The organism is Klebsiella sp. TF21-TM (assembly GCF_019753495.1).
Taxonomy (GTDB): Bacteria; Pseudomonadota; Gammaproteobacteria; order Enterobacterales; family Enterobacteriaceae; genus Klebsiella; species Klebsiella quasipneumoniae.
This window is the reverse complement of the sequence record NZ_JAIJYL010000010.1, coordinates 48382-66254: the sequence shown is the minus strand read 5'-3', so window position 1 is coordinate 66254 and position 17873 is coordinate 48382. Positions and strand designations below refer to the sequence as shown.

The following is a 17873-nucleotide window of genomic DNA, read 5'->3' as shown; positions in this document are numbered from 1 at the left end:
TCTTTACGCAGGTGGCCGGACGCGGCGCGTGGCCGGCTAATCAGGAAATTATTTACGTCACAGGAAAATGGCGCAAGCATTGCTGTAGATATAGGGACGGAGAGAGGAATTACAAGGCCTGCCGGAACCGACAGGCCTGAAGGGATCACGGCTGATAGATACCCACGCCAAGATCGTTCTCTTTACGGGTGCGGGCAATCACTGATTCAGGTGATTCAGCGATACGCAGACCCATCTCCGCTTCGGTGCGCACGATTTTGCCGCGCAGCGAGTTGGTGTAAACATCGACAATTTCGACATCCACAAACTTGCCGACGAGGTCCGGGGTGCCTTCAAAGTTGACCACCCGGTTGTTCTCCGTACGTCCGGAAAGCTCCATGATGTTCTTGCGCGACGTGCCTTCCACCAGGATGCGCTGTACCGTGCCGAGCATGCGACGGCTCCAGGCCATCGCCTGCTGGTTGATGCGCTCCTGCAGAATATACAGACGCTGTTTCTTATCGGCATCCGGCACGTCGTCTACCATATCGGCCGCCGGGGTGCCCGGGCGGGCGGAGAAGATAAAGCTGTAGCTCATATCGAAATTGACGTCGGCGATAAGCTTCATTGTCTTTTCGAAATCTTCCGTAGTTTCGCCGGGGAAGCCGACGATAAAGTCGGAGCTTATCTGAATATCCGGACGCGCTTCACGCAGCTTGCGAATAATCGCTTTATACTCCAGCGCGGTATGGGTGCGTCCCATCAGGTTCAGCACGCGGTCGGAGCCGCTTTGCACCGGCAGGTGCAGGAAGCTCACCAGCTCCGGCGTATCGCGATAGACATCGATGATATCGTCGGTAAATTCGATCGGGTGGCTGGTGGTGAAGCGAATGCGGTCGATGCCGTCGATAGCGGCCACCAGGCGCAGCAGATCGGCAAAGCTGCCGGTAGTGCCGTCGTAGTTCTCGCCGCGCCAGGCGTTCACGTTCTGGCCCAGCAGGTTGACTTCACGCACACCCTGCGCCGCCAGTTGGGCGATTTCAAACAGGATATCGTCGCACGGGCGGCTGACTTCTTCTCCGCGGGTATAGGGCACCACGCAGTAGGTGCAGTATTTATTGCAGCCTTCCATAATCGAGACAAAGGCGGTCGGGCCTTCGGCGCGCGGTTCTGGCAGGCGATCGAATTTTTCAATTTCCGGGAAGCTGATATCAACCACCGGGCTGCGGTTGCCGCGCACGGAGTTAATCATCTCCGGCAGGCGGTGCAGGGTTTGCGGCCCGAAAATAATATCGACATAGTGCGCGCGCTGACGAATATGGTCGCCTTCCTGGGAAGCCACGCAGCCGCCAACGCCAATAATCAGGTCCGGGTTCTTCTCTTTCAGCAGCTTCCAGCGGCCAAGCTGATGGAAAACTTTTTCCTGGGCCTTCTCACGAATTGAGCAGGTATTGAGCAACAGCACATCTGCTTCTTCCGCCACTTCGGTCAGTTGATACCCATGTGTCGCATCCAGCAGATCGGCCATCTTTGATGAATCATACTCGTTCATCTGACAGCCCCAGGTTTTAATATGGAGTTTTTTTGTCATTGACTTGCTCATGCTCAGTAATAGATATCCAAAACGCGGGGATATATACAGGGTGAATTTCGCATTCCAGGGCGCGTATTGTAATGCTTTGGTCGCCCCCTGACCAGTGCGAGCGTTATCACCGCAAGAGGGCGAAAAATCCGGTAAACTTAACGGATTCTGCTTTAAGGATAATAGCCATGACAATTCACGCAACAGATGTCGCCATCGTGGGCGGCGGCATGGTCGGCGGCGCCCTGGCGTTGGGGCTGGCGCAACAGGGATTTACCGTGACGGTGCTTGAGAAAACGGCGCCTCCGGCTTTCGATCCGGCATCCGCTCCCGATGTGCGGATCTCGGCGATCAGCGCGGCCTCGGTCGGCCTGCTGAAAAGCCTTAGCGTCTGGGATGCCGTGCGGGCGATGCGCGTCCACGCTTACCGTCGACTGGAGACCTGGGAGTGGGAGAGCGCCCACGTCGCCTTTGACGCCGCCGAGCTTAAGCTGCCGGAGCTGGGCTATATGGTCGAGAACAAGGTCCTGCAGTGGGGCCTGTGGCAAGCGCTGACGGCGCACGAAGGGGTTACCCTGCGCGTTGGCGGCGAACTGGAGGCGATGCAGCGCGGCGAGGCGGAGACGGCGTTGCGTTTACGCGACGGGGAGACGATCCACGCCCGGCTGGTTATCGGCGCCGACGGCGCCAGCTCTCAGGTGCGGGAGATGGCCGGCATCGGCGTGCATGCCTGGCAATATCAGCAATCCTGTATGCTCATTAGCGTCCAATGCGCCGACGATCCCGGCGACAGCACCTGGCAGCAGTTTACCCCCAGCGGACCGCGCGCTTTCCTGCCGCTGTTCGACAACTGGGCCTCGCTGGTGTGGTATGACGCCCCGGCGCGGATCCGTCAGCTGCAGGGTATGTCCATGCCCCAGCTCCAGCAGGAGATCGCCCGCCATTTCCCGGCGCGTCTCGGGCGGGTGACGCCGCAGGCGGCCGGCGCCTTCCCGCTCACCCGGCGTCATGCGCTGCAGTATGTTCAGCCTGGTCTGGCGCTGGTGGGCGATGCGGCGCACACCATTCATCCGCTGGCGGGTCAGGGGGTTAACCTTGGCTACCGTGATGTCGACGCCCTGCTGGAGATCCTGACGCAAGCGCGCGGCCGCGGCGAAGAGTGGGCCAGCCTGCCGGTGCTCAAGCGCTACCAGGGGCGGCGGCGGGCGGATAATTTTATTATGCAGTCGGGGATGGATCTGTTTTACGCCGGATTCAGCAATGACCTGGCGCCGGTGCGGATGCTGCGCAATATTGGCCTGATGGCGGCCGAACGCGCCGGGGTGCTGAAGCGTCAGGCGCTGAAGTATGCGTTAGGCTTGTAAACCGGCGTCGCGGGCAGGGGCGTCGTGGAAAGCGCCTGCCCGGCAGTCAGTGATGCGCCAGGATGGCAAAACGCCAATAACAAAAAAGCCCACCGAGGTGGGCTTTTTTGCATTGAAGTGGCTGGGGTACGAGGATTCGAACCTCGGAATGCCGGAATCAGAATCCGGTGCCTTACCGCTTGGCGATACCCCAATTGTCTGTTGCATTTAACCGTCACTATCCCGGTTTTAGCGCAACAGTGCGTTCATTGCTGAACGACTTTTTAATTTGGCTGGGGTACGAGGATTCGAACCTCGGAATGCCGGAATCAGAATCCGGTGCCTTACCGCTTGGCGATACCCCAACAAATTGTTTGCGGATTTATCGATGTGTATCGATACGTCCCGAATATGGTGGCTACGACGGGATTCGAACCTGTGACCCCATCATTATGAGTGATGTGCTCTAACCAGCTGAGCTACGTAGCCAAATTGTCTTACTGTTTCTTCGATGGCTGGGGTACCTGGATTCGAACCAGGGAATGCCGGTATCAAAAACCGGTGCCTTACCGCTTGGCGATACCCCAATACCGTCGCGGTGAACCGCAAATATCGAAGAAATATGGCTGGGGTACCTGGATTCGAACCAGGGAATGCCGGTATCAAAAACCGGTGCCTTACCGCTTGGCGATACCCCATCCGTACAACGCTGACTGGTGAATGGTGCGGGAGGCGAGACTTGAACTCGCACACCTTGCGGCGCCAGAACCTAAATCTGGTGCGTCTACCAATTTCGCCACTCCCGCAAAAAAAGATGGTGGCTACGACGGGATTCGAACCTGTGACCCCATCATTATGAGTGATGTGCTCTAACCAGCTGAGCTACGTAGCCATCTTTTTTTCGCGTAACCTTATCGGCGTTGCGGGGCGCATTATGCGTATTGGGCCTGCGAGCGTCAACCTCTTTTTCAAGGAAAATCGTTGTAATGTGACTGTTTGGTTAGGTTGCGAACAGCTCGCTGCAATAATCGGCAATTATTGGTTATTTATCGTTTTTCAGCGGCATAAATCCCGCAAAAAGAAAACGGACCCCGGAGGGTCCGTTTCGCGTTTCATCGCCTGTCAGGGCTTATTTATAGGCCGACTGGTGGACGCCCACCGCGCGGCCTGACGGATCGTTCATGGTTTTGAACGCTTCATCCCATTCAATGGCTTTGGCAGAAGAGCAGGCCACCGACGGACCGCCAGGGACACACTCCGCCGCGCTTGGCAGCGGGAACAGCTCTTCGAAGATCTCGCGGTACAGATAGCCTTCTTTAGAGGTCGGCGTGTTGTACGGGAAGCGGAAGCTTGCGGTTTCCAGCTGCTGGTCGCTGATCTGTTTCGCGGCCACTTCTTTCAGCGTATCGATCCAGCTATAGCCGACGCCGTCAGAGAATTGCTCCTTCTGACGCCACGCCACGCTGGCCGGCAGATAGGATTCAAAACATTCGCGCAGAATATGTTTTTCCATTTTACCGTTGCCGCACATCTTATCCTGCGGGTTGATGCGCATCGCCACGTCAAGAAACCTCTTATCGAGGAACGGCACGCGGGCTTCCACGCCCCAGGCGGACATCGCTTTGTTGGCGCGAGCGCAGTCAAACATATGCAGCGCCTGCAGCTTACGCACCGTCTCTTCGTGCAGTTCTTTGGCGTTCGGCGCCTTATGGAAGTAGAGGTAGCCGCCGAACACTTCGTCTGAGCCTTCGCCGGAAAGCACCATTTTGATGCCCATGGCTTTAATTTTACGTGACATCAGGTACATCGGCGTCGAAGCGCGAATGGTGGTCACATCGTAGGTTTCGATGTGATAGATAACGTCGCGGATCGCATCCAGCCCTTCCTGAACGGTAAAGTGAATTTCATGGTGCACGGTGCCGAGGTGGTTAGCCACTTCCTGCGCCGCTTTCAGGTCGGGAGAGCCTTCCAGACCGACCGCGAAGGAGTGCAGCTGCGGCCACCAGGCTTCGCTACGCTCCTGATCTTCGACGCGACGGGCGGCGAATTTCTTGGTGATGGCGGAGATGACCGAAGAATCAAGGCCGCCGGAGAGCAGCACGCCGTAGGGCACGTCGGACATCAGGTGGCTTTTCACCGACTCTTCCAGCGCCTGACGCAGCTCGTTCTTATCGGTAACGTTGTCTTTTACCGCGTCGTAATCGAACCAGTCGCGCTGATAGTACTGGCGAATTTCACCGTCTTTGCTCCACAGGTAGCTGCCCGCCGGGAACTCTTTAATGGTGCGGCACACCGGCACCAGGGCTTTCATTTCTGAGGCGACGTAGAAGTTGCCGTGTTCGTCATGGCCCATATACAGCGGAATAATACCGATATGGTCGCGACCAATTAAGTACGCGTCTTTTTCGCTGTCGTACAGGGCGAAGGCGAACATCCCCTGCAGGTCGTCGAGGAACGCCGGGCCTTTTTCCTGATACAGCGCGAGGATTACTTCGCAGTCGGAGCCGGTCTGGAACTGATAGCGATCGCCATATTCCGCGCGCAGCGCCTGATGGTTGTAGATTTCGCCGTTAACGGCCAGCGCATGGGTTTTTTCGGCGTTGTACAGCGGCTGGGCGCCGGCGTTGACGTCGACAATCGACAGGCGCTCGTGCGCCAGAATCGCTTTGTCGCTGGCATACACGCCAGACCAGTCCGGACCGCGATGGCGCATCAGGCGGGAAAGCTCCAGCGCCTTTTTACGCAGCTCGCCTGCGTCAGTTTTAATATCCAGTACGCCAAAAATAGAACACATAGCCTTCTCCATTACCCTGTCGTGTTTGATGTTGTGCTGGCTTCGTCTCGTGGCGAAGCCTGAGTGCGTGCTTAAGAAAATGCCGTAAAGGGGGAGCCGGCGCAAGGGTTTTACGGCCGGAAAAAGAAAAAACGCAACTGCGATTGTTGAATAGTAAAAAAAGAGTATCTTTTGAACGGCTTTATTGAAGAATACGCAATTATAAGCCGTTTTTATTAGATGGGGGGCTTTTAGCAGGCGTCAGAAATGAACAACCACGTCCTGAGACGTGGCTGGCATTAGAAAATATCGATTTCCGCGACGGAAGGGTAGATCCACGACGGGCGGAACGGCATGCTGTCGATGTCGTCGAGGGTCGAGACGCCGGAGAGCACCAGAATGGTCTCCAGCCCCGCCTGGAAGCCGGCCAGAATGTCGGTGCGCAGATTGTCGCCGACGATCACCGTCTGTTCGGAGTGGGCCTGCATTTTGTTCAGCGCTGAGCGGATGATCCACGGGCTGGGTTTACCGACGTAAAACGGCTTACGGCCGGAGATCTTCTCGATCCCGGCGCACAGGGCGCCGCAGGCCGGGTAGAAGCCGCGACCGTGAGTATCCGGGTTGGTGGCAATGAAGCGGGCGCCATTGGCGACAAAGAAGGCCGCCTTATGCATCATCTCCCAGTTAAAGGAGCGGGTTTCCCCGACGATGACAAAGTCCGGGTTGACATCGGTGATGGTAAAGCCGGCTTTATACAGCTCGTGGATCAGCGCCCCTTCACCCACCACATAGGCTTTCTTGCCTTCCTGGCGGCGCAGAAAATCGGCCGTCGCCATTGCCGAGGTGTAGAAGGCGCTATCCGGCACCTCAATCCCGGCGGTGGCGAAACGGTTCGCCAGATCCTGCCCGGTTTGCGACGGGTAGTTGGTCAGCATCACCAGCGGCATGCCTTTATCGAGGATGCGCTTGATAAACTCGGCAGCGCCGGGAACGGCGACGTTATCGTGCATCAGCACGCCGTCAATATCACAAATTATGTTTTGAATGGTCATGGTGGGTCCAGAATCATTAACAAAGACGAAACTATACGCGTCATCGATGCGGTTTCACACCTCTGACGGGCGATGCCCGCCAGTGACAGAGCGACGCGCTTATCTGTAGAGGGGGGCGATTAGCTCTCAAGCAAGCGCTGCAGCAGCGTGCCATTGAGCATGGCGCGTTTGACCAGCGCGAAGGCGCCAATCGCTGAGCGATGATCGAGGGTGGAGCGCACCACCGGCAGGTTCTTACGAAACGCCTTTAGCGCCTGGGCGTTAATGCAGCCCTCAATGGCCGGGAGCAGCACTTTCTCGGCTTCCACAATTTCGCCGGCGACGACGATTTTTTGCGGATTGAACAGGTTGATGGCGATGGCGATCGTTTTTCCGAGGTGACGCCCTACGTACTCGATCACCTCGCAGGCCAGGGCATCGCCCTTGTTGGCCGCTTTGCAGATGGTTTTGATCGTGCAGTCATCGAGGGTCAGGCGGCTCTGGTAGCCCTGGTCCAGCAGATGGCGAACGCGATGTTCGATGGCGGCGTTCGCCGCGACGGTCTCCAGGCAGCCGAAGTTGCCGCAGTGGCAGCGTTCGCCCAGCGGATCGACCTGAATATGGCCAATTTCGCCCACGTTGCCGTTACGGCCAATAAAAATGCGTCCGTTGGAGATGATCCCCGCCCCGGTGCCGCGGTGCACGCGCACCAGAATGGAGTCTTCGCAGTCCTGGCTTGCGCCAAAATAGTGCTCGGCCAGCGCCAGACTGCGGATATCGTGCCCGACAAAGCAGGTAACGTTGAAGCGTTTTTCCAGTGCCCCGACCAGGCCCCAGTTTTCCACCGCAATGTGCGGCATATAGCGGATCACGCCGCTTTCTGGATCCACCAGCCCCGGCAGGATCACCGAGATGGCGATCAGCTCGCGGATTTTGCGCTGACAGTTTTCGATAAAAGTGGCGATGATATTCAGCAGGGCGTGTTCCAGCGTTTCCTGGGTGCGCTCGGGCAGCGGGAAATGCTCCTCCTCCAGGGTCTTGCTGCTTAAATCATAGAGGGTCAGGGTGGCGTCATAGCGGCCAAGGCGCACGCCAATGGCGTTGAAGTTACGCGTCTCCGCAATGATGGAGATGGCGCGGCGACCCCCGGTGGAGGCCTGCTGATCGACTTCTTTGATCAGGCCGCGCTCAATAAGCTGACGCGTGATTTTGGTCACGCTGGCAGGGGCAAGCTGGCTTTGTTCCGCGATCTGAATGCGCGAGATAGGCCCATGCTGGTCAATCAGGCGGTACACGGCCGCGCTGTTCAGTTGTTTTACGAGGTCAACGTTACCAATTTGAGCTTGTCCGCCTGCTGTCATACTTTTACTTACTCAGTGACGACCTCGTTACCATTAACGATGGTCTTGGTGATTTTATAATCGCGTGTAAAGGCGGTCAGGTTAGCGACCATACCCGGCGCAATGCTGCCGAGCTGCTTGTCCACACCAATGGCGCGCGCGGGATAGAGCGTCGCCATCCGCAATACTTCGTCCAGCGCCACACCGCAATGCTCAACCAGATTACGCACCCCTTCAATCATGGTCAGGGAAGATCCGCTGAGGGTGCCGTTTTCATCTACGCACAGCCCGTTGCGGTAGTATATTGTTTTCCCGGCAAAAATGAACTGGTCAATATTCGCCCCCGCCGGCGCGGTGGCGTCGGTGACCAGGCACAGTTTGTCGCCTTTCAGGCGCTTGGCGTTGCGCACGTTGGCGTAATCGACGTGCATCCCGTCGACAATAATACCGCAGTAGACATCCGGCTCGTCAAAAATCGCCCCGGCCAGACCCGGTTCGCGGCCGGTAATGTACGGCATCGCATTATACAGGTGGGTGGCGAAGGTAATGCCCGCGCGGAAGCCCACTTTCGCCTCTTTCAGCGTGGCGTTGGAGTGGCCCGCGGAGACGACGATCCCGGCGGCGACCAGTTTGCGGATCACTTCCGGCTCGACGCGCTCAGGGGCGAGGGTCACTTTGGTGATCACATCGGCGTTGTCGCACAGAAAATCGACCAGCGCCGCGTCCGGTTTACGCACGTAGTCGGGATTGTGGGTGCCTTTCTTAACGATATTCAGCCACGGTCCTTCAAGATGCAGACCCAGCGCCTGGTTCGGGTGCTTTTGCAGGTATTCGCGCATCACGCGGACGCCTTGCTTCATCAGATCGTCGCTGGAGGTAATCAGCGTCGGCAGGAAGCTGGTGCAGCCTGAGCGTTCGTTGGCCTTCTGCATGATCTCCAGCGTTTCGACAGTGACCGCGTCAGGGCTGTCGTTAAACTGCACGCCGCCGCAGCCGTTGAGCTGGACGTCGATAAAACCGGGGGCGAGGATTGCGCCGTTGACTGAGCGCTGCTCGATGTCAGACGGCAAATCTGCCAGCGGACAAAGACGTTCGATAAGGCCATTAGCGATAACAACCGCATGGTCATCGAGAATTTCATGACCGGTATAAACCCGGCCCTGGGTTAATGCATACATTACGACCCCCGGTATATACGCCTCATCAGGCCCGGGAACGTTCGTTTGCCGCCGGCCTGATGATGCATACAAAGAAAAAGATGGTCCCGCGCAAAGTCGCGGGACGCGACTACATTACAGACCTTTAATATTTTCAGCTTCTAATTCGTTGAAATATTTCAGCGTCTTCACTTTCAGCTCCATGGTGGACGGTTCGTCACAGACGATCACCGCCTTCGGATGCAGCTGCAGACAGGTAATGGTCCACATGTGGTTGACGTTACCTTCAACTGCCGCCTGCAGCGCTAGCGCTTTCTGATGGCCCAGCACCAGAATCATGACTTCTTCTGCATCCAGCAGGGTGCCCACGCCGACGGTCAGCGCATATTTCGGCACCAGATCCACGTCGCCGTCGAAGAAGCGGGAGTTCGCCACACGGGTGTCATGGGTCAGGGTCTTAATACGGGTGCGGGACGCCAGAGAAGAGGCCGGTTCGTTGAACGCGATGTGGCCATCGTTGCCCACGCCGCCCATAAACAGGTGGATTTTACCGTAGGAACGAATTTTTTCTTCATAGCGACGGCATTCCGCATCGATGTCCGGCGCGTTACCATTCAGCAGGTTGATATTTTCTGCCGGAATATCAACGTGGTCAAAGAAATTACGGTGCATGAAGCTATGATAGCTTTCCGGATGCTCTTTCGGCAGGCCAACGTATTCATCCATGTTGAAGGTGACAACGTGTTTGAAGCTAACCTGGCCTGCTTTATGCATTTCAACCAGCGCCTTGTAGGCGGTGAGCGGGGTGCCGCCGGTCGGCAGACCCAGCACGAACGGACGGTCCGCGGTTGGTTTGAATGCATTAATGCGGTTCACGATATGGCGGGCAGCCCATTTACCGACCTGCTCAGCGGTTACCAGGGGGATCAGTCTCATTCTTCACCTCTATAGTTAAAAGTAGAATCTGGCGGATTGGCGCCAGCACTCTGAGGAGAGTATTGCAGCAACTGCGCCGACCGGGGTCAATCCGTGTTGATTTTTTGAATGATAAAATAAGTTTTCGATGTTAGCCAGTCTAAGGGAGGGGTGAATACGATATTTGGTGATAATTATCACAAAAAATACCCGTTTAATTTGCGATACGAATTAATTTTTCACACACTTTGCCGGTAAGTGATAAAACCGACCTTGTTACACAATAAAAAAGTGGCTTTGAAAATGAGCCTCATCGGGGTCTCATAGGGGGAATAAGATGAATATTTTAGGTTTCTTTCAGCGACTGGGTAGGGCGTTACAGCTCCCTATCGCAGTGCTGCCGGTCGCGGCATTGCTGCTGCGTTTCGGGCAACCAGACCTGTTGAATGTACCCTTCATCGCGCAAGCGGGTGGGGCTATCTTCGACAACCTGGCGCTGATCTTTGCTATCGGTGTGGCGTCAAGCTGGTCCAAGGATAACGCCGGTTCTGCGGCGCTGGCCGGGGCAGTAGGTTATTTCGTGATGACCAAAGCGATGGTCACCATCAATCCGGAAATCAACATGGGCGTACTGGCCGGTATCATTACCGGTCTGGTAGCAGGGGCGGTGTACAATCGCTGGTCCGGCATCAAGCTGCCGGACTTCCTGAGCTTCTTCGGCGGCAAACGCTTCGTGCCGATCGCCACCGGCTTTTTCTGTTTGATCCTCGCGGCGCTCTTCGGCTACGTCTGGCCGCCGGTGCAGCACGCTATCCATGCGGGCGGCGAGTGGATCGTTTCCGCAGGGGCGCTGGGTTCCGGTATCTTCGGCTTTATCAACCGTCTGCTGATCCCGACCGGTCTGCATCAGGTGCTGAACACCATCGCCTGGTTCCAGATTGGTGAGTTCACGAACGCCGCAGGCGCCGTGTTCCACGGCGACATCAACCGCTTCTACGCCGGCGACGGCACCGCGGGGATGTTCATGTCCGGCTTCTTCCCGATCATGATGTTTGGTCTGCCGGGCGCGGCGCTGGCGATGTATCTGGCCGCTCCGAAAGCGCGTCGTCCGATGGTGGGCGGTATGCTGCTGTCTGTTGCCATCACCGCGTTCCTGACCGGGGTAACCGAGCCGCTGGAATTCCTGTTCATGTTCCTGGCTCCGCTGCTGTACCTCCTGCACGCGGTACTGACCGGTATCAGCCTGTTCATCGCAACGGCGCTGGGCATTCATGCGGGCTTCTCCTTCTCCGCAGGCGCTATTGACTACGTGCTGATGTACAGCCTGCCGGCCGCCAGCAAAAACGTCTGGATGCTGCTGGTGATGGGCGTGGTGTTCTTCTTCGTCTACTTCCTGCTGTTCAGCGCGGTGATCCGCATGTTCAACCTGAAAACGCCGGGTCGTGAAGACAAAGCCGCTGACGTGGTAACGGAAGAAGCGAACAGCAACACTGAAGAAGGCCTGACCCAGCTGGCGACCAGCTATATCGCCGCGGTGGGCGGAACGGACAACCTGAAAGCGATTGACGCCTGTATCACCCGTCTGCGCCTGACCGTGGGCGATTCGGCGAAAGTCAACGACGCCGCCTGTAAACGTCTCGGCGCGTCCGGGGTGGTGAAACTGAATAAGCAAACCATCCAGGTTATCGTCGGCGCGAAGGCAGAGTCTATCGGCGATGAGATGAAAAAAGTGGTGACCCGCGGCCCGGTAGCGGCAGCGGCAGCCGCGCCGGCTGGCAACGTCGCCACCGCAGCGCCCGCGGCTAAACCGCAGGCGGTAGCGAACGCGAAGACCGTTGAGTCGCTGGTTTCGCCGATTACCGGTGACGTGGTGGCCCTCGAACAGGTGCCGGACGAAGCCTTCGCCAGCAAAGCCGTCGGCGACGGTATCGCGGTGAAACCGACCAGCAACATCGTGGTGGCCCCGGCCGCCGGTACCGTGGTGAAAATTTTCAACACTAACCACGCGTTCTGCCTCGAAACCAACAACGGTGCGGAAATCGTTGTCCACATGGGTATCGACACCGTGGCGCTGGAAGGCAAGGGCTTCAAACGTCTGGTTGAAGAGGGCGCGGACGTGAAGGCGGGCGAGCCGATTCTGGAAATGGATCTGGACTTCCTCAACGCCAACGCGCGCTCGATGATTAGCCCGGTGGTCTGCAGCAACAGCGATGACTACAGCGCGCTGGTGATACTGGCGAGCGGTAAGGTCGTTGCCGGCCAGACGCCGCTGTATGAGATTAAAGGCAAGTAAGGCTCCTGAGTCGAGTTTATGCCTCAGCGGCGAAGGGAAACCTTCGCCGCTTTTTTTTGCAGCAATCGGCCCCATAATCCTCTTCTGATACCTATTTTACGTAACTAATAGTTGTCACTACGCCCTGCTTGTAAGATCATGTGCCGTTATACGTTGTTTACGCTTTGAGGAACCCGTGATGAGTGAGGCAGAAGCCCGCCCGACTAACTTTATCCGTCAGATCATTGATGAAGATCTGGCTACCGGTAAGCACACCACCGTTCACACCCGCTTCCCGCCGGAGCCGAACGGTTATCTGCACATTGGCCATGCGAAATCCATCTGCCTGAACTTCGGCATCGCCCAGGATTATCAGGGCCAATGCAACCTGCGTTTCGATGACACCAACCCGGTGAAAGAAGATATCGAATACGTGGAGTCGATTAAAAACGACGTGCAGTGGTTAGGTTTCCACTGGTCCGGGGACGTTTGCTACTCGTCTGACTACTTTGATCAGCTGCATCAGTATGCGGTTGAGCTGATCAACAAAGGCCTGGCCTATGTTGATGAACTCTCTCCTGATGAAATTCGTGAATATCGCGGCACCCTGAAAGCGCCGGGTAAGAACAGCCCGTATCGCGACCGCAGCGTGGAAGAAAACCTGGCGTTGTTCGAAAAAATGCGCAGCGGCGGCTTCGAAGAGGGCAAGGCCTGCCTGCGCGCGAAGATCGATATGGCGTCGCCGTTCATCGTGATGCGCGATCCGGTGCTGTACCGCATTAAGTTCGCTGAGCATCATCAGACCGGCAACAAGTGGTGCATCTACCCGATGTACGACTTCACCCACTGCATCAGCGATGCGCTGGAAGGCATTACCCACTCGCTGTGTACCCTGGAGTTCCAGGACAACCGTCGTCTGTACGACTGGGTGCTGGACAACATCAGCATCCCGGTTCACCCGCGCCAGTACGAATTCTCGCGCCTGAATCTTGAATACACGGTGATGTCCAAGCGTAAGCTGAACCAGCTGGTGACCGAGAAGCACGTGGAAGGTTGGGACGATCCGCGTATGCCGACCATCTCCGGTCTGCGTCGTCGCGGCTACACCGCCGAATCCATCCGCGAATTCTGCAAGCGCATCGGCGTGACCAAGCAGGACAACACTATTGAGATGGCGTCGCTGGAGTCATGCATTCGCGAAGATCTCAACGAAAACGCGCCGCGCGCGATGGCAGTGATCGATCCGGTGAAACTGGTTATCGAGAACTACCCGCAGGGCGAAAGCGAAATGGTGGCGATGCCGAACCATCCGAACAAGCCGGAGATGGGCAGCCGCGAAGTGCCGTTCAGCGCGGAAATCTGGATCGACCGCGCGGACTTCCGTGAAGAAGCCAACAAGCAGTACAAGCGTCTGGTGCTGGGCAAAGAAGTGCGTCTGCGCAACGCCTACGTCATCAAAGCGGAACGCGTGGAGAAAGATGCCGAAGGCAATATCACCACTATCTTCTGCACCTACGATGCCGACACCCTGAGCAAAGATCCGGCTGACGGCCGCAAGGTCAAAGGCGTGATCCACTGGGTGAGCGCGGCGCATGCGCTGCCGGTAGAGATCCGTCTCTACGATCGCCTGTTCAGCGTACCAAACCCGGGCGCAGCGGAGGATTTCCTCGCGGTGATCAATCCGGAATCGCTGGTGATCAAACAGGGTTACGCGGAGCCGAGCCTGGCGCAGGCGGAAGCCGGTAAAGCTTACCAGTTTGAACGTGAAGGTTACTTCTGCCTCGACAGCCGCTATGCAACCGCAACCAACCTGGTGTTTAACCGCACCGTCGGTCTGCGCGATACCTGGGCGAAAGCGGGCGAATAACCGTTTCCCTACCTTCAAAGCGCCGCACTCTGCGGCGCTTTTTTTGTTTCAGAATCAGCCAATTACTCTTTTTATTTTCGCGAAGCGAATTAATTCTGTTTCAAATCGGAAATAAATAACGCTTCTGATATTTCCTGTCTCATACAAAAAACCAATGTAATCGCTTTCAGGTTTTGCGTTTTTCCCTGATTTTGCAATGACTTCCATGACAAAATCATCAGAGATAAGACTGTAACAAAACGACATAAATTATGTGCGCTTTGTCATAATCTTAAGCTTTGCCTCACGAAAAACATTGATAATTCGCGTCACGAAAAATAGTCTATCTACAGTGGTTTCGCGGCCTTTTTCACCGCCCCACATTTTGCAGTGTTATTTATTTTTTTTAGCGAATGACCCCCTGGTCTTCGCCTTTTAAAACGTCAAAGAGGATATGCACATGCGTACGTTTAGTGGCAAACGTAGTACGCTGGCGCTGGCTATTGCCGCCGTCACCGCGATGTCGGGCTGGGTTGTGATTCCGCAGGCCAGCGCAGCAGGCTTTATCGATGATTCTACTTTAACCGGCGGTATCTATTACTGGCAGCGTGAGCGTGACCGTAAAGATGTGACCGACGGCGACAAATACAAAACCAACCTTTCCCACTCCACCTGGAACGCCAACCTGGACTTCCAGTCCGGCTATGCCGCCGATATGTTTGGCCTTGATATTGCGGCGTTTACCGCGATTGAAATGGCGGAGAACGGCGACAGCGGCCACCCGAACGAAATTGCCTTCTCGTCGCGTAACAAAGCCTATGACGAAGACTACTCCGGCGATAAGAGCGGCATCAGCCTGTATAAAGCCGCTGCGAAATTCAAATACGGTCCGGCGTGGGCGCGCGCGGGCTACATCCAGCCAACCGGTCAGACCCTGCTGGCGCCGCACTGGAGCTTTATGCCGGGTACCTATCAGGGGGCGGAAGCCGGGGCCAACTTCGACTATGGCACCGCGGGCGCGTTAAGTTTCTCCTACATGTGGACGAACGAGTATAAAGCGCCATGGCATATCGAGATGGATGATTTCTACCAGAACGATAAGAAGACTAAAGTCGATTATCTCCACTCCGTCGGCGCCAAATATGATTTCAAAAACGACCTGGTGCTGGAGGCGGCATTTGGTCAGGCTCAGGGCTATATCGATCAGTACTTTGCTAAAGCCAGCTACAAGTTTGACGTCGCCGGCGCGCCGTTGAGCACCAGCTACCAGTTCTACGGCACTCGCGATAAGGTCAGCAACGGCGGGGTCAACGACATCTATGACGGCACCGCATGGCTGCAGGCGTTAACCTTTGGCTATAAAGTGGCGGATGTGCTGGATCTGCGTCTGGAAGGGACCTGGGTGAAGGCCGATGGCCAGCAGGGCTACTTCCTGCAGCGTATGACCCCGACCTACGCCTCCTCCAACGGTCGTCTCGATATCTGGTGGGATAACCGTTCCGACTTCAACGCCAACGGCGAAAAAGCGGTCTTCTTCGGCGCGATGTATGACATGAAAAACTGGGATATGCCGGGCTGGGCGTTTGGCGCGTCTTATGTGTACGCCTGGGATGCGAAGCCGGGCAAAATGTCCTCCCCGGACGCCTACTATGACGCTGATTACCGTCTGAAAGAGTCGGCCTACAGCCTGGATGCGCTGTATACCGTGCAGGAAGGCCGGGCGAAGGGCACGCTGTTTAAACTGCACTTTACCCAGTACGACAACCATTCCGATATTCCGAGCTGGAGCGGCGGCTACGGCAACATCTTCCAGGATGAGCGCGACGTGAAGTTCATGGTTATCGCCCCGTTCACAATTTTCTGATGCCTGCGCGGCGGGCGTGAGCCTGCCGCACCTCTGGGAGAACGACAATGAAAAAAATGCTGCTTATTGCCATGATGGCATCGGCTCTGGTGGCCTGCACCACGTCGCCGGCACCGAAAGAAGACACCAAACTGAAAGATGCCTATAGCGCCTGTATTAATACGGCGGAAGGCAATCCGGACAAAATTGAAGCCTGCCAGAGCGTACTGAATGTCCTGAAAGAGGATAAACAGCACCAGCAGTTTGCTAACCAGGAGAGCGTCCGGGTACTGGATTATCAGCAGTGTATCCAGGCTACCCGTACCGGTAACGATCAGGCGGTGAAAGCGCGCTGCGACCAGATCTGGAAAGAGATCCGCAGCAATAACACCACCCATTAAGCCAGACGGCAGCGGCAAACGGGCGGAGTCTATCTCCGCCCGTTTGTTTTTTTAGCGCTGACTCTCCGCCGGCTGATAGCCGCGACTCAGGCGCACGAACAGCAGCGCGGTGGCGATGAACCCGCACAGCGCAGCGCACATCAGCCACCATCCCGGCGCGCTTTTATCGCCGGTAAGCTCGACCAGGGCAGTGGAGATAGCCGGCGTCAGGCCGCCGAAGATGGCGGTGGCGAGGCTGAAGGCCAGCGAAAAGCCCACGGTGCGGACATAAACCGGCATCACTTCAGTGAGCGCCGCCACCATCGCGCCGTTATACATGCCAAAGAAGAAGGAAAACCACAACAGGACCAGCGTCATACGGGTGAAATCCGGCGCGGCGGTGAGCCAGTGCATCACCGGCCATGTGGTGAGCAGCGCCAGCACGGTAATCCCCATCAGCACCGGGCGACGACCGATCCGATCAGAGATCGCGCCGCCAATCGGTAACCAGATAAAATTGGAGATGCCCACCAGCATGGTGACCAGCAGGCTGTCGCGGGCGCTGAGGTGTAGCACTGCTCTGCCGTAGGTTGGCGTATAGACGGTAATAAAGTAGAAAGTGGTGGTGGTCATCGCTACCAGCAGCGTCCCCGCGGTAATAATGCGCCAGTTTCTGGCGATGGTGGTCAGGATCTCTTTGGTATCCGGGCGATGTTTACGCTGCAGGAATTCCTCGGTCTCCTGCAGCGAGCGGCGCAGCACGAAAATCAGCGGAATGATCATACAGCCAATAAAAAAGGGGATGCGCCAGCCCCAGGCGGCAATCTCCTCATGTTCCAGCGTGGCGTTCAGCGCATAGCCGATCAACGCCGCCATGATAATAGCCACCTGCTGGCTGGCGGACTGCCAGCTGGTATAGAAGCCTTTATTGCCCGGCGTAGCGATTTCAGAGAGATAGACCGACACTCCGCCAAGCTCGACGCCCGCCGAGAACCCCTGCAGCAGACGGCCCACTAACACGAGGATCGGCGCCAGCACGCCGATAGTCTGATAGCCAGGGACCAGGGCGATGAGTAGCGTCCCGCAGCCCATGATCGCCAGGGTAACCATCAGCCCTTTGCGGCGACCGATTCTGTCGATATAAGCGCCGAGCACCACCGCGCCGATAGGACGCATCAGGAAGCCCGAGCCAAATACCGCAAAGGTGAGCATCAGCGCCGCGAACTCGCTCTCCGCCGGAAAGAAGGTGCGGGCGATATAGGTGGCGTAAAAGCCAAACAGGAAGAAGTCGAACTGTTCGAGAAAATTCCCGCTGGTCACGCGGAGGATAGCGCCGACGGTGCCGGCGCGGGTGGGTTGTTGGGTCATAGGGGGTGCTCTCCATTGTCTTTATCTTGTTGTTATCGGGTGCA

At 56.7% G+C, this 17873-nt stretch carries 12 protein-coding genes, 7 tRNA genes and 1 pseudogene; 5 read left to right on the top strand and 15 right to left on the bottom strand.

Features of this window, described 5'->3' with window-relative positions; all coding sequences use genetic code 11:
• Positions 1-145: 145 nt before the first annotated feature.
• The gene (gene miaB / locus K5R89_RS11760) at positions 146-1570 is read right to left on the bottom strand and encodes a tRNA (N6-isopentenyl adenosine(37)-C2)-methylthiotransferase MiaB (RefSeq protein WP_004885906.1); all 1425 of its coding nucleotides are present in this window, start codon (positions 1568-1570) and stop codon (positions 146-148) included.
• 179 nt (positions 1571-1749) lie between these two features.
• Here miaB and ubiF point away from each other — a divergent pair, with 179 nt between their 5' ends.
• The gene (gene ubiF, locus K5R89_RS11755) at positions 1750-2925 is read left to right on the top strand and encodes a 3-demethoxyubiquinol 3-hydroxylase (RefSeq protein ID WP_217259389.1); all 1176 of its coding nucleotides are present in this window, start codon (positions 1750-1752) and stop codon (positions 2923-2925) included.
• 118 nt (positions 2926-3043) lie between these two features.
• On the opposite strand, the gene K5R89_RS11750 is transcribed toward ubiF, so the two are convergent.
• The 12 genes from K5R89_RS11750 to nagB all read right to left on the bottom strand — a co-directional run bounded on the left by K5R89_RS11750 (position 3044) and on the right by nagB (position 10141).
• Positions 3044-3118: transfer RNA gene (locus K5R89_RS11750), tRNA-Gln, on the bottom strand.
• A gap of 76 nt (positions 3119-3194) precedes the next feature.
• Positions 3195-3269 (bottom strand) — tRNA-Gln (locus tag K5R89_RS11745).
• A 47-nt stretch (positions 3270-3316) separates the two neighbouring features.
• A tRNA-Met gene (locus K5R89_RS11740) sits at positions 3317-3393 on the bottom strand.
• A 23-nt stretch (positions 3394-3416) separates the two neighbouring features.
• A tRNA-Gln gene (locus K5R89_RS11735) sits at positions 3417-3491 on the bottom strand.
• Between the two features lie 36 nt (positions 3492-3527).
• Positions 3528-3602 (bottom strand) — tRNA-Gln (locus K5R89_RS11730).
• A gap of 23 nt (positions 3603-3625) precedes the next feature.
• A tRNA-Leu gene (locus tag K5R89_RS11725) sits at positions 3626-3710 on the bottom strand.
• A 9-nt stretch (positions 3711-3719) separates the two neighbouring features.
• A tRNA-Met gene (locus K5R89_RS11720) sits at positions 3720-3796 on the bottom strand.
• A 237-nt stretch (positions 3797-4033) separates the two neighbouring features.
• Positions 4034-5698, bottom strand: coding sequence for an asparagine synthase B (asnB, locus tag K5R89_RS11715; RefSeq protein WP_217259390.1), 1665 nt, complete (start codon positions 5696-5698; stop codon positions 4034-4036).
• 278 nt (positions 5699-5976) lie between these two features.
• Complete coding sequence (locus tag K5R89_RS11710) at positions 5977-6729, bottom strand: HAD-IIA family hydrolase (RefSeq protein ID WP_023288846.1); 753 nt, start codon at positions 6727-6729, stop codon at positions 5977-5979.
• Positions 6730-6848: 119 nt separating this feature from the next.
• Entirely contained in the window at positions 6849-8069 is a 1221-nt protein-coding gene (locus K5R89_RS11705) for an N-acetylglucosamine repressor (RefSeq protein ID WP_032455136.1), read from the bottom strand.
• Between the two features lie 8 nt (positions 8070-8077).
• Entirely contained in the window at positions 8078-9226 is a 1149-nt protein-coding gene (gene nagA / locus K5R89_RS11700; RefSeq protein ID WP_032455137.1) for an N-acetylglucosamine-6-phosphate deacetylase, read from the bottom strand.
• A gap of 114 nt (positions 9227-9340) precedes the next feature.
• Positions 9341-10141 carry a glucosamine-6-phosphate deaminase gene (gene nagB, locus K5R89_RS11695; protein WP_012542446.1) on the bottom strand — a complete coding sequence of 267 codons (801 nt, stop codon included), beginning with the start codon at positions 10139-10141 and terminating at the stop codon, positions 9341-9343.
• A 316-nt stretch (positions 10142-10457) separates the two neighbouring features.
• On the opposite strand from nagB, the gene nagE reads away from it, so the two are divergent.
• Together nagE and glnS are read left to right on the top strand one after the other, a co-directional pair.
• The gene (gene nagE, locus K5R89_RS11690) at positions 10458-12413 is read left to right on the top strand and encodes a PTS N-acetyl glucosamine transporter subunit IIABC (RefSeq protein ID WP_217259391.1); all 1956 of its coding nucleotides are present in this window, start codon (positions 10458-10460) and stop codon (positions 12411-12413) included.
• A gap of 178 nt (positions 12414-12591) precedes the next feature.
• Positions 12592-14259 (top strand): glutamine--tRNA ligase, encoded by a 1668-nt coding sequence (gene glnS / locus K5R89_RS11685; RefSeq protein ID WP_032455140.1) that lies wholly within the window; start codon positions 12592-12594, stop codon positions 14257-14259.
• A 54-nt stretch (positions 14260-14313) separates the two neighbouring features.
• Here the strand turns inward: glnS and K5R89_RS11680 are convergent.
• Positions 14314-14622 (bottom strand): annotated as a pseudogene (locus K5R89_RS11680) (methionine synthase).
• A 76-nt stretch (positions 14623-14698) separates the two neighbouring features.
• On the opposite strand from K5R89_RS11680, the gene chiP reads away from it, so the two are divergent.
• Positions 14699-16102 carry a chitoporin gene (gene chiP, locus K5R89_RS11675; protein ID WP_023288850.1) on the top strand — a complete coding sequence of 468 codons (1404 nt, stop codon included), beginning with the start codon at positions 14699-14701 and terminating at the stop codon, positions 16100-16102.
• Positions 16103-16149: 47 nt separating this feature from the next.
• Positions 16150-16482, top strand: a complete 333-nt coding sequence (gene chiQ / locus K5R89_RS11670) for a ChiQ/YbfN family lipoprotein (protein ID WP_023288851.1) — start codon at positions 16150-16152, stop codon at positions 16480-16482.
• A gap of 51 nt (positions 16483-16533) precedes the next feature.
• On the opposite strand, the gene K5R89_RS11665 is transcribed toward chiQ, so the two are convergent.
• On the bottom strand, positions 16534-17829 hold the full coding sequence (locus K5R89_RS11665) for an MFS transporter (protein ID WP_023288852.1): 1296 nt from the start codon (positions 17827-17829) through the stop codon (positions 16534-16536).
• Positions 17830-17873: the final 44 nt, after the last annotated feature.

What these genes read in the sequence shown, in the direction of transcription:
- miaB (WP_004885906.1), bottom strand. Translation starts at nt 1,570, where the DNA reads ATGACAAAAAAACTCCATATTAAAACCTGGGGCTGTCAGATGAACGAG.
- ubiF (WP_217259389.1), top strand. Translation starts at nt 1,750, where the DNA reads ATGACAATTCACGCAACAGATGTCGCCATCGTGGGCGGCGGCATGGTC.
- asnB (WP_217259390.1), bottom strand. Translation starts at nt 5,698, where the DNA reads ATGTGTTCTATTTTTGGCGTACTGGATATTAAAACTGACGCAGGCGAG.
- K5R89_RS11710 (WP_023288846.1), bottom strand. Translation starts at nt 6,729, where the DNA reads ATGACCATTCAAAACATAATTTGTGATATTGACGGCGTGCTGATGCAC.
- K5R89_RS11705 (WP_032455136.1), bottom strand. Translation starts at nt 8,069, where the DNA reads ATGACAGCAGGCGGACAAGCTCAAATTGGTAACGTTGACCTCGTAAAA.
- nagA (WP_032455137.1), bottom strand. Translation starts at nt 9,226, where the DNA reads ATGTATGCATTAACCCAGGGCCGGGTTTATACCGGTCATGAAATTCTC.
- nagB (WP_012542446.1), bottom strand. Translation starts at nt 10,141, where the DNA reads ATGAGACTGATCCCCCTGGTAACCGCTGAGCAGGTCGGTAAATGGGCT.
- nagE (WP_217259391.1), top strand. Translation starts at nt 10,458, where the DNA reads ATGAATATTTTAGGTTTCTTTCAGCGACTGGGTAGGGCGTTACAGCTC.
- glnS (WP_032455140.1), top strand. Translation starts at nt 12,592, where the DNA reads ATGAGTGAGGCAGAAGCCCGCCCGACTAACTTTATCCGTCAGATCATT.
- chiP (WP_023288850.1), top strand. Translation starts at nt 14,699, where the DNA reads ATGCGTACGTTTAGTGGCAAACGTAGTACGCTGGCGCTGGCTATTGCC.
- chiQ (WP_023288851.1), top strand. Translation starts at nt 16,150, where the DNA reads ATGAAAAAAATGCTGCTTATTGCCATGATGGCATCGGCTCTGGTGGCC.
- K5R89_RS11665 (WP_023288852.1), bottom strand. Translation starts at nt 17,829, where the DNA reads ATGACCCAACAACCCACCCGCGCCGGCACCGTCGGCGCTATCCTCCGC.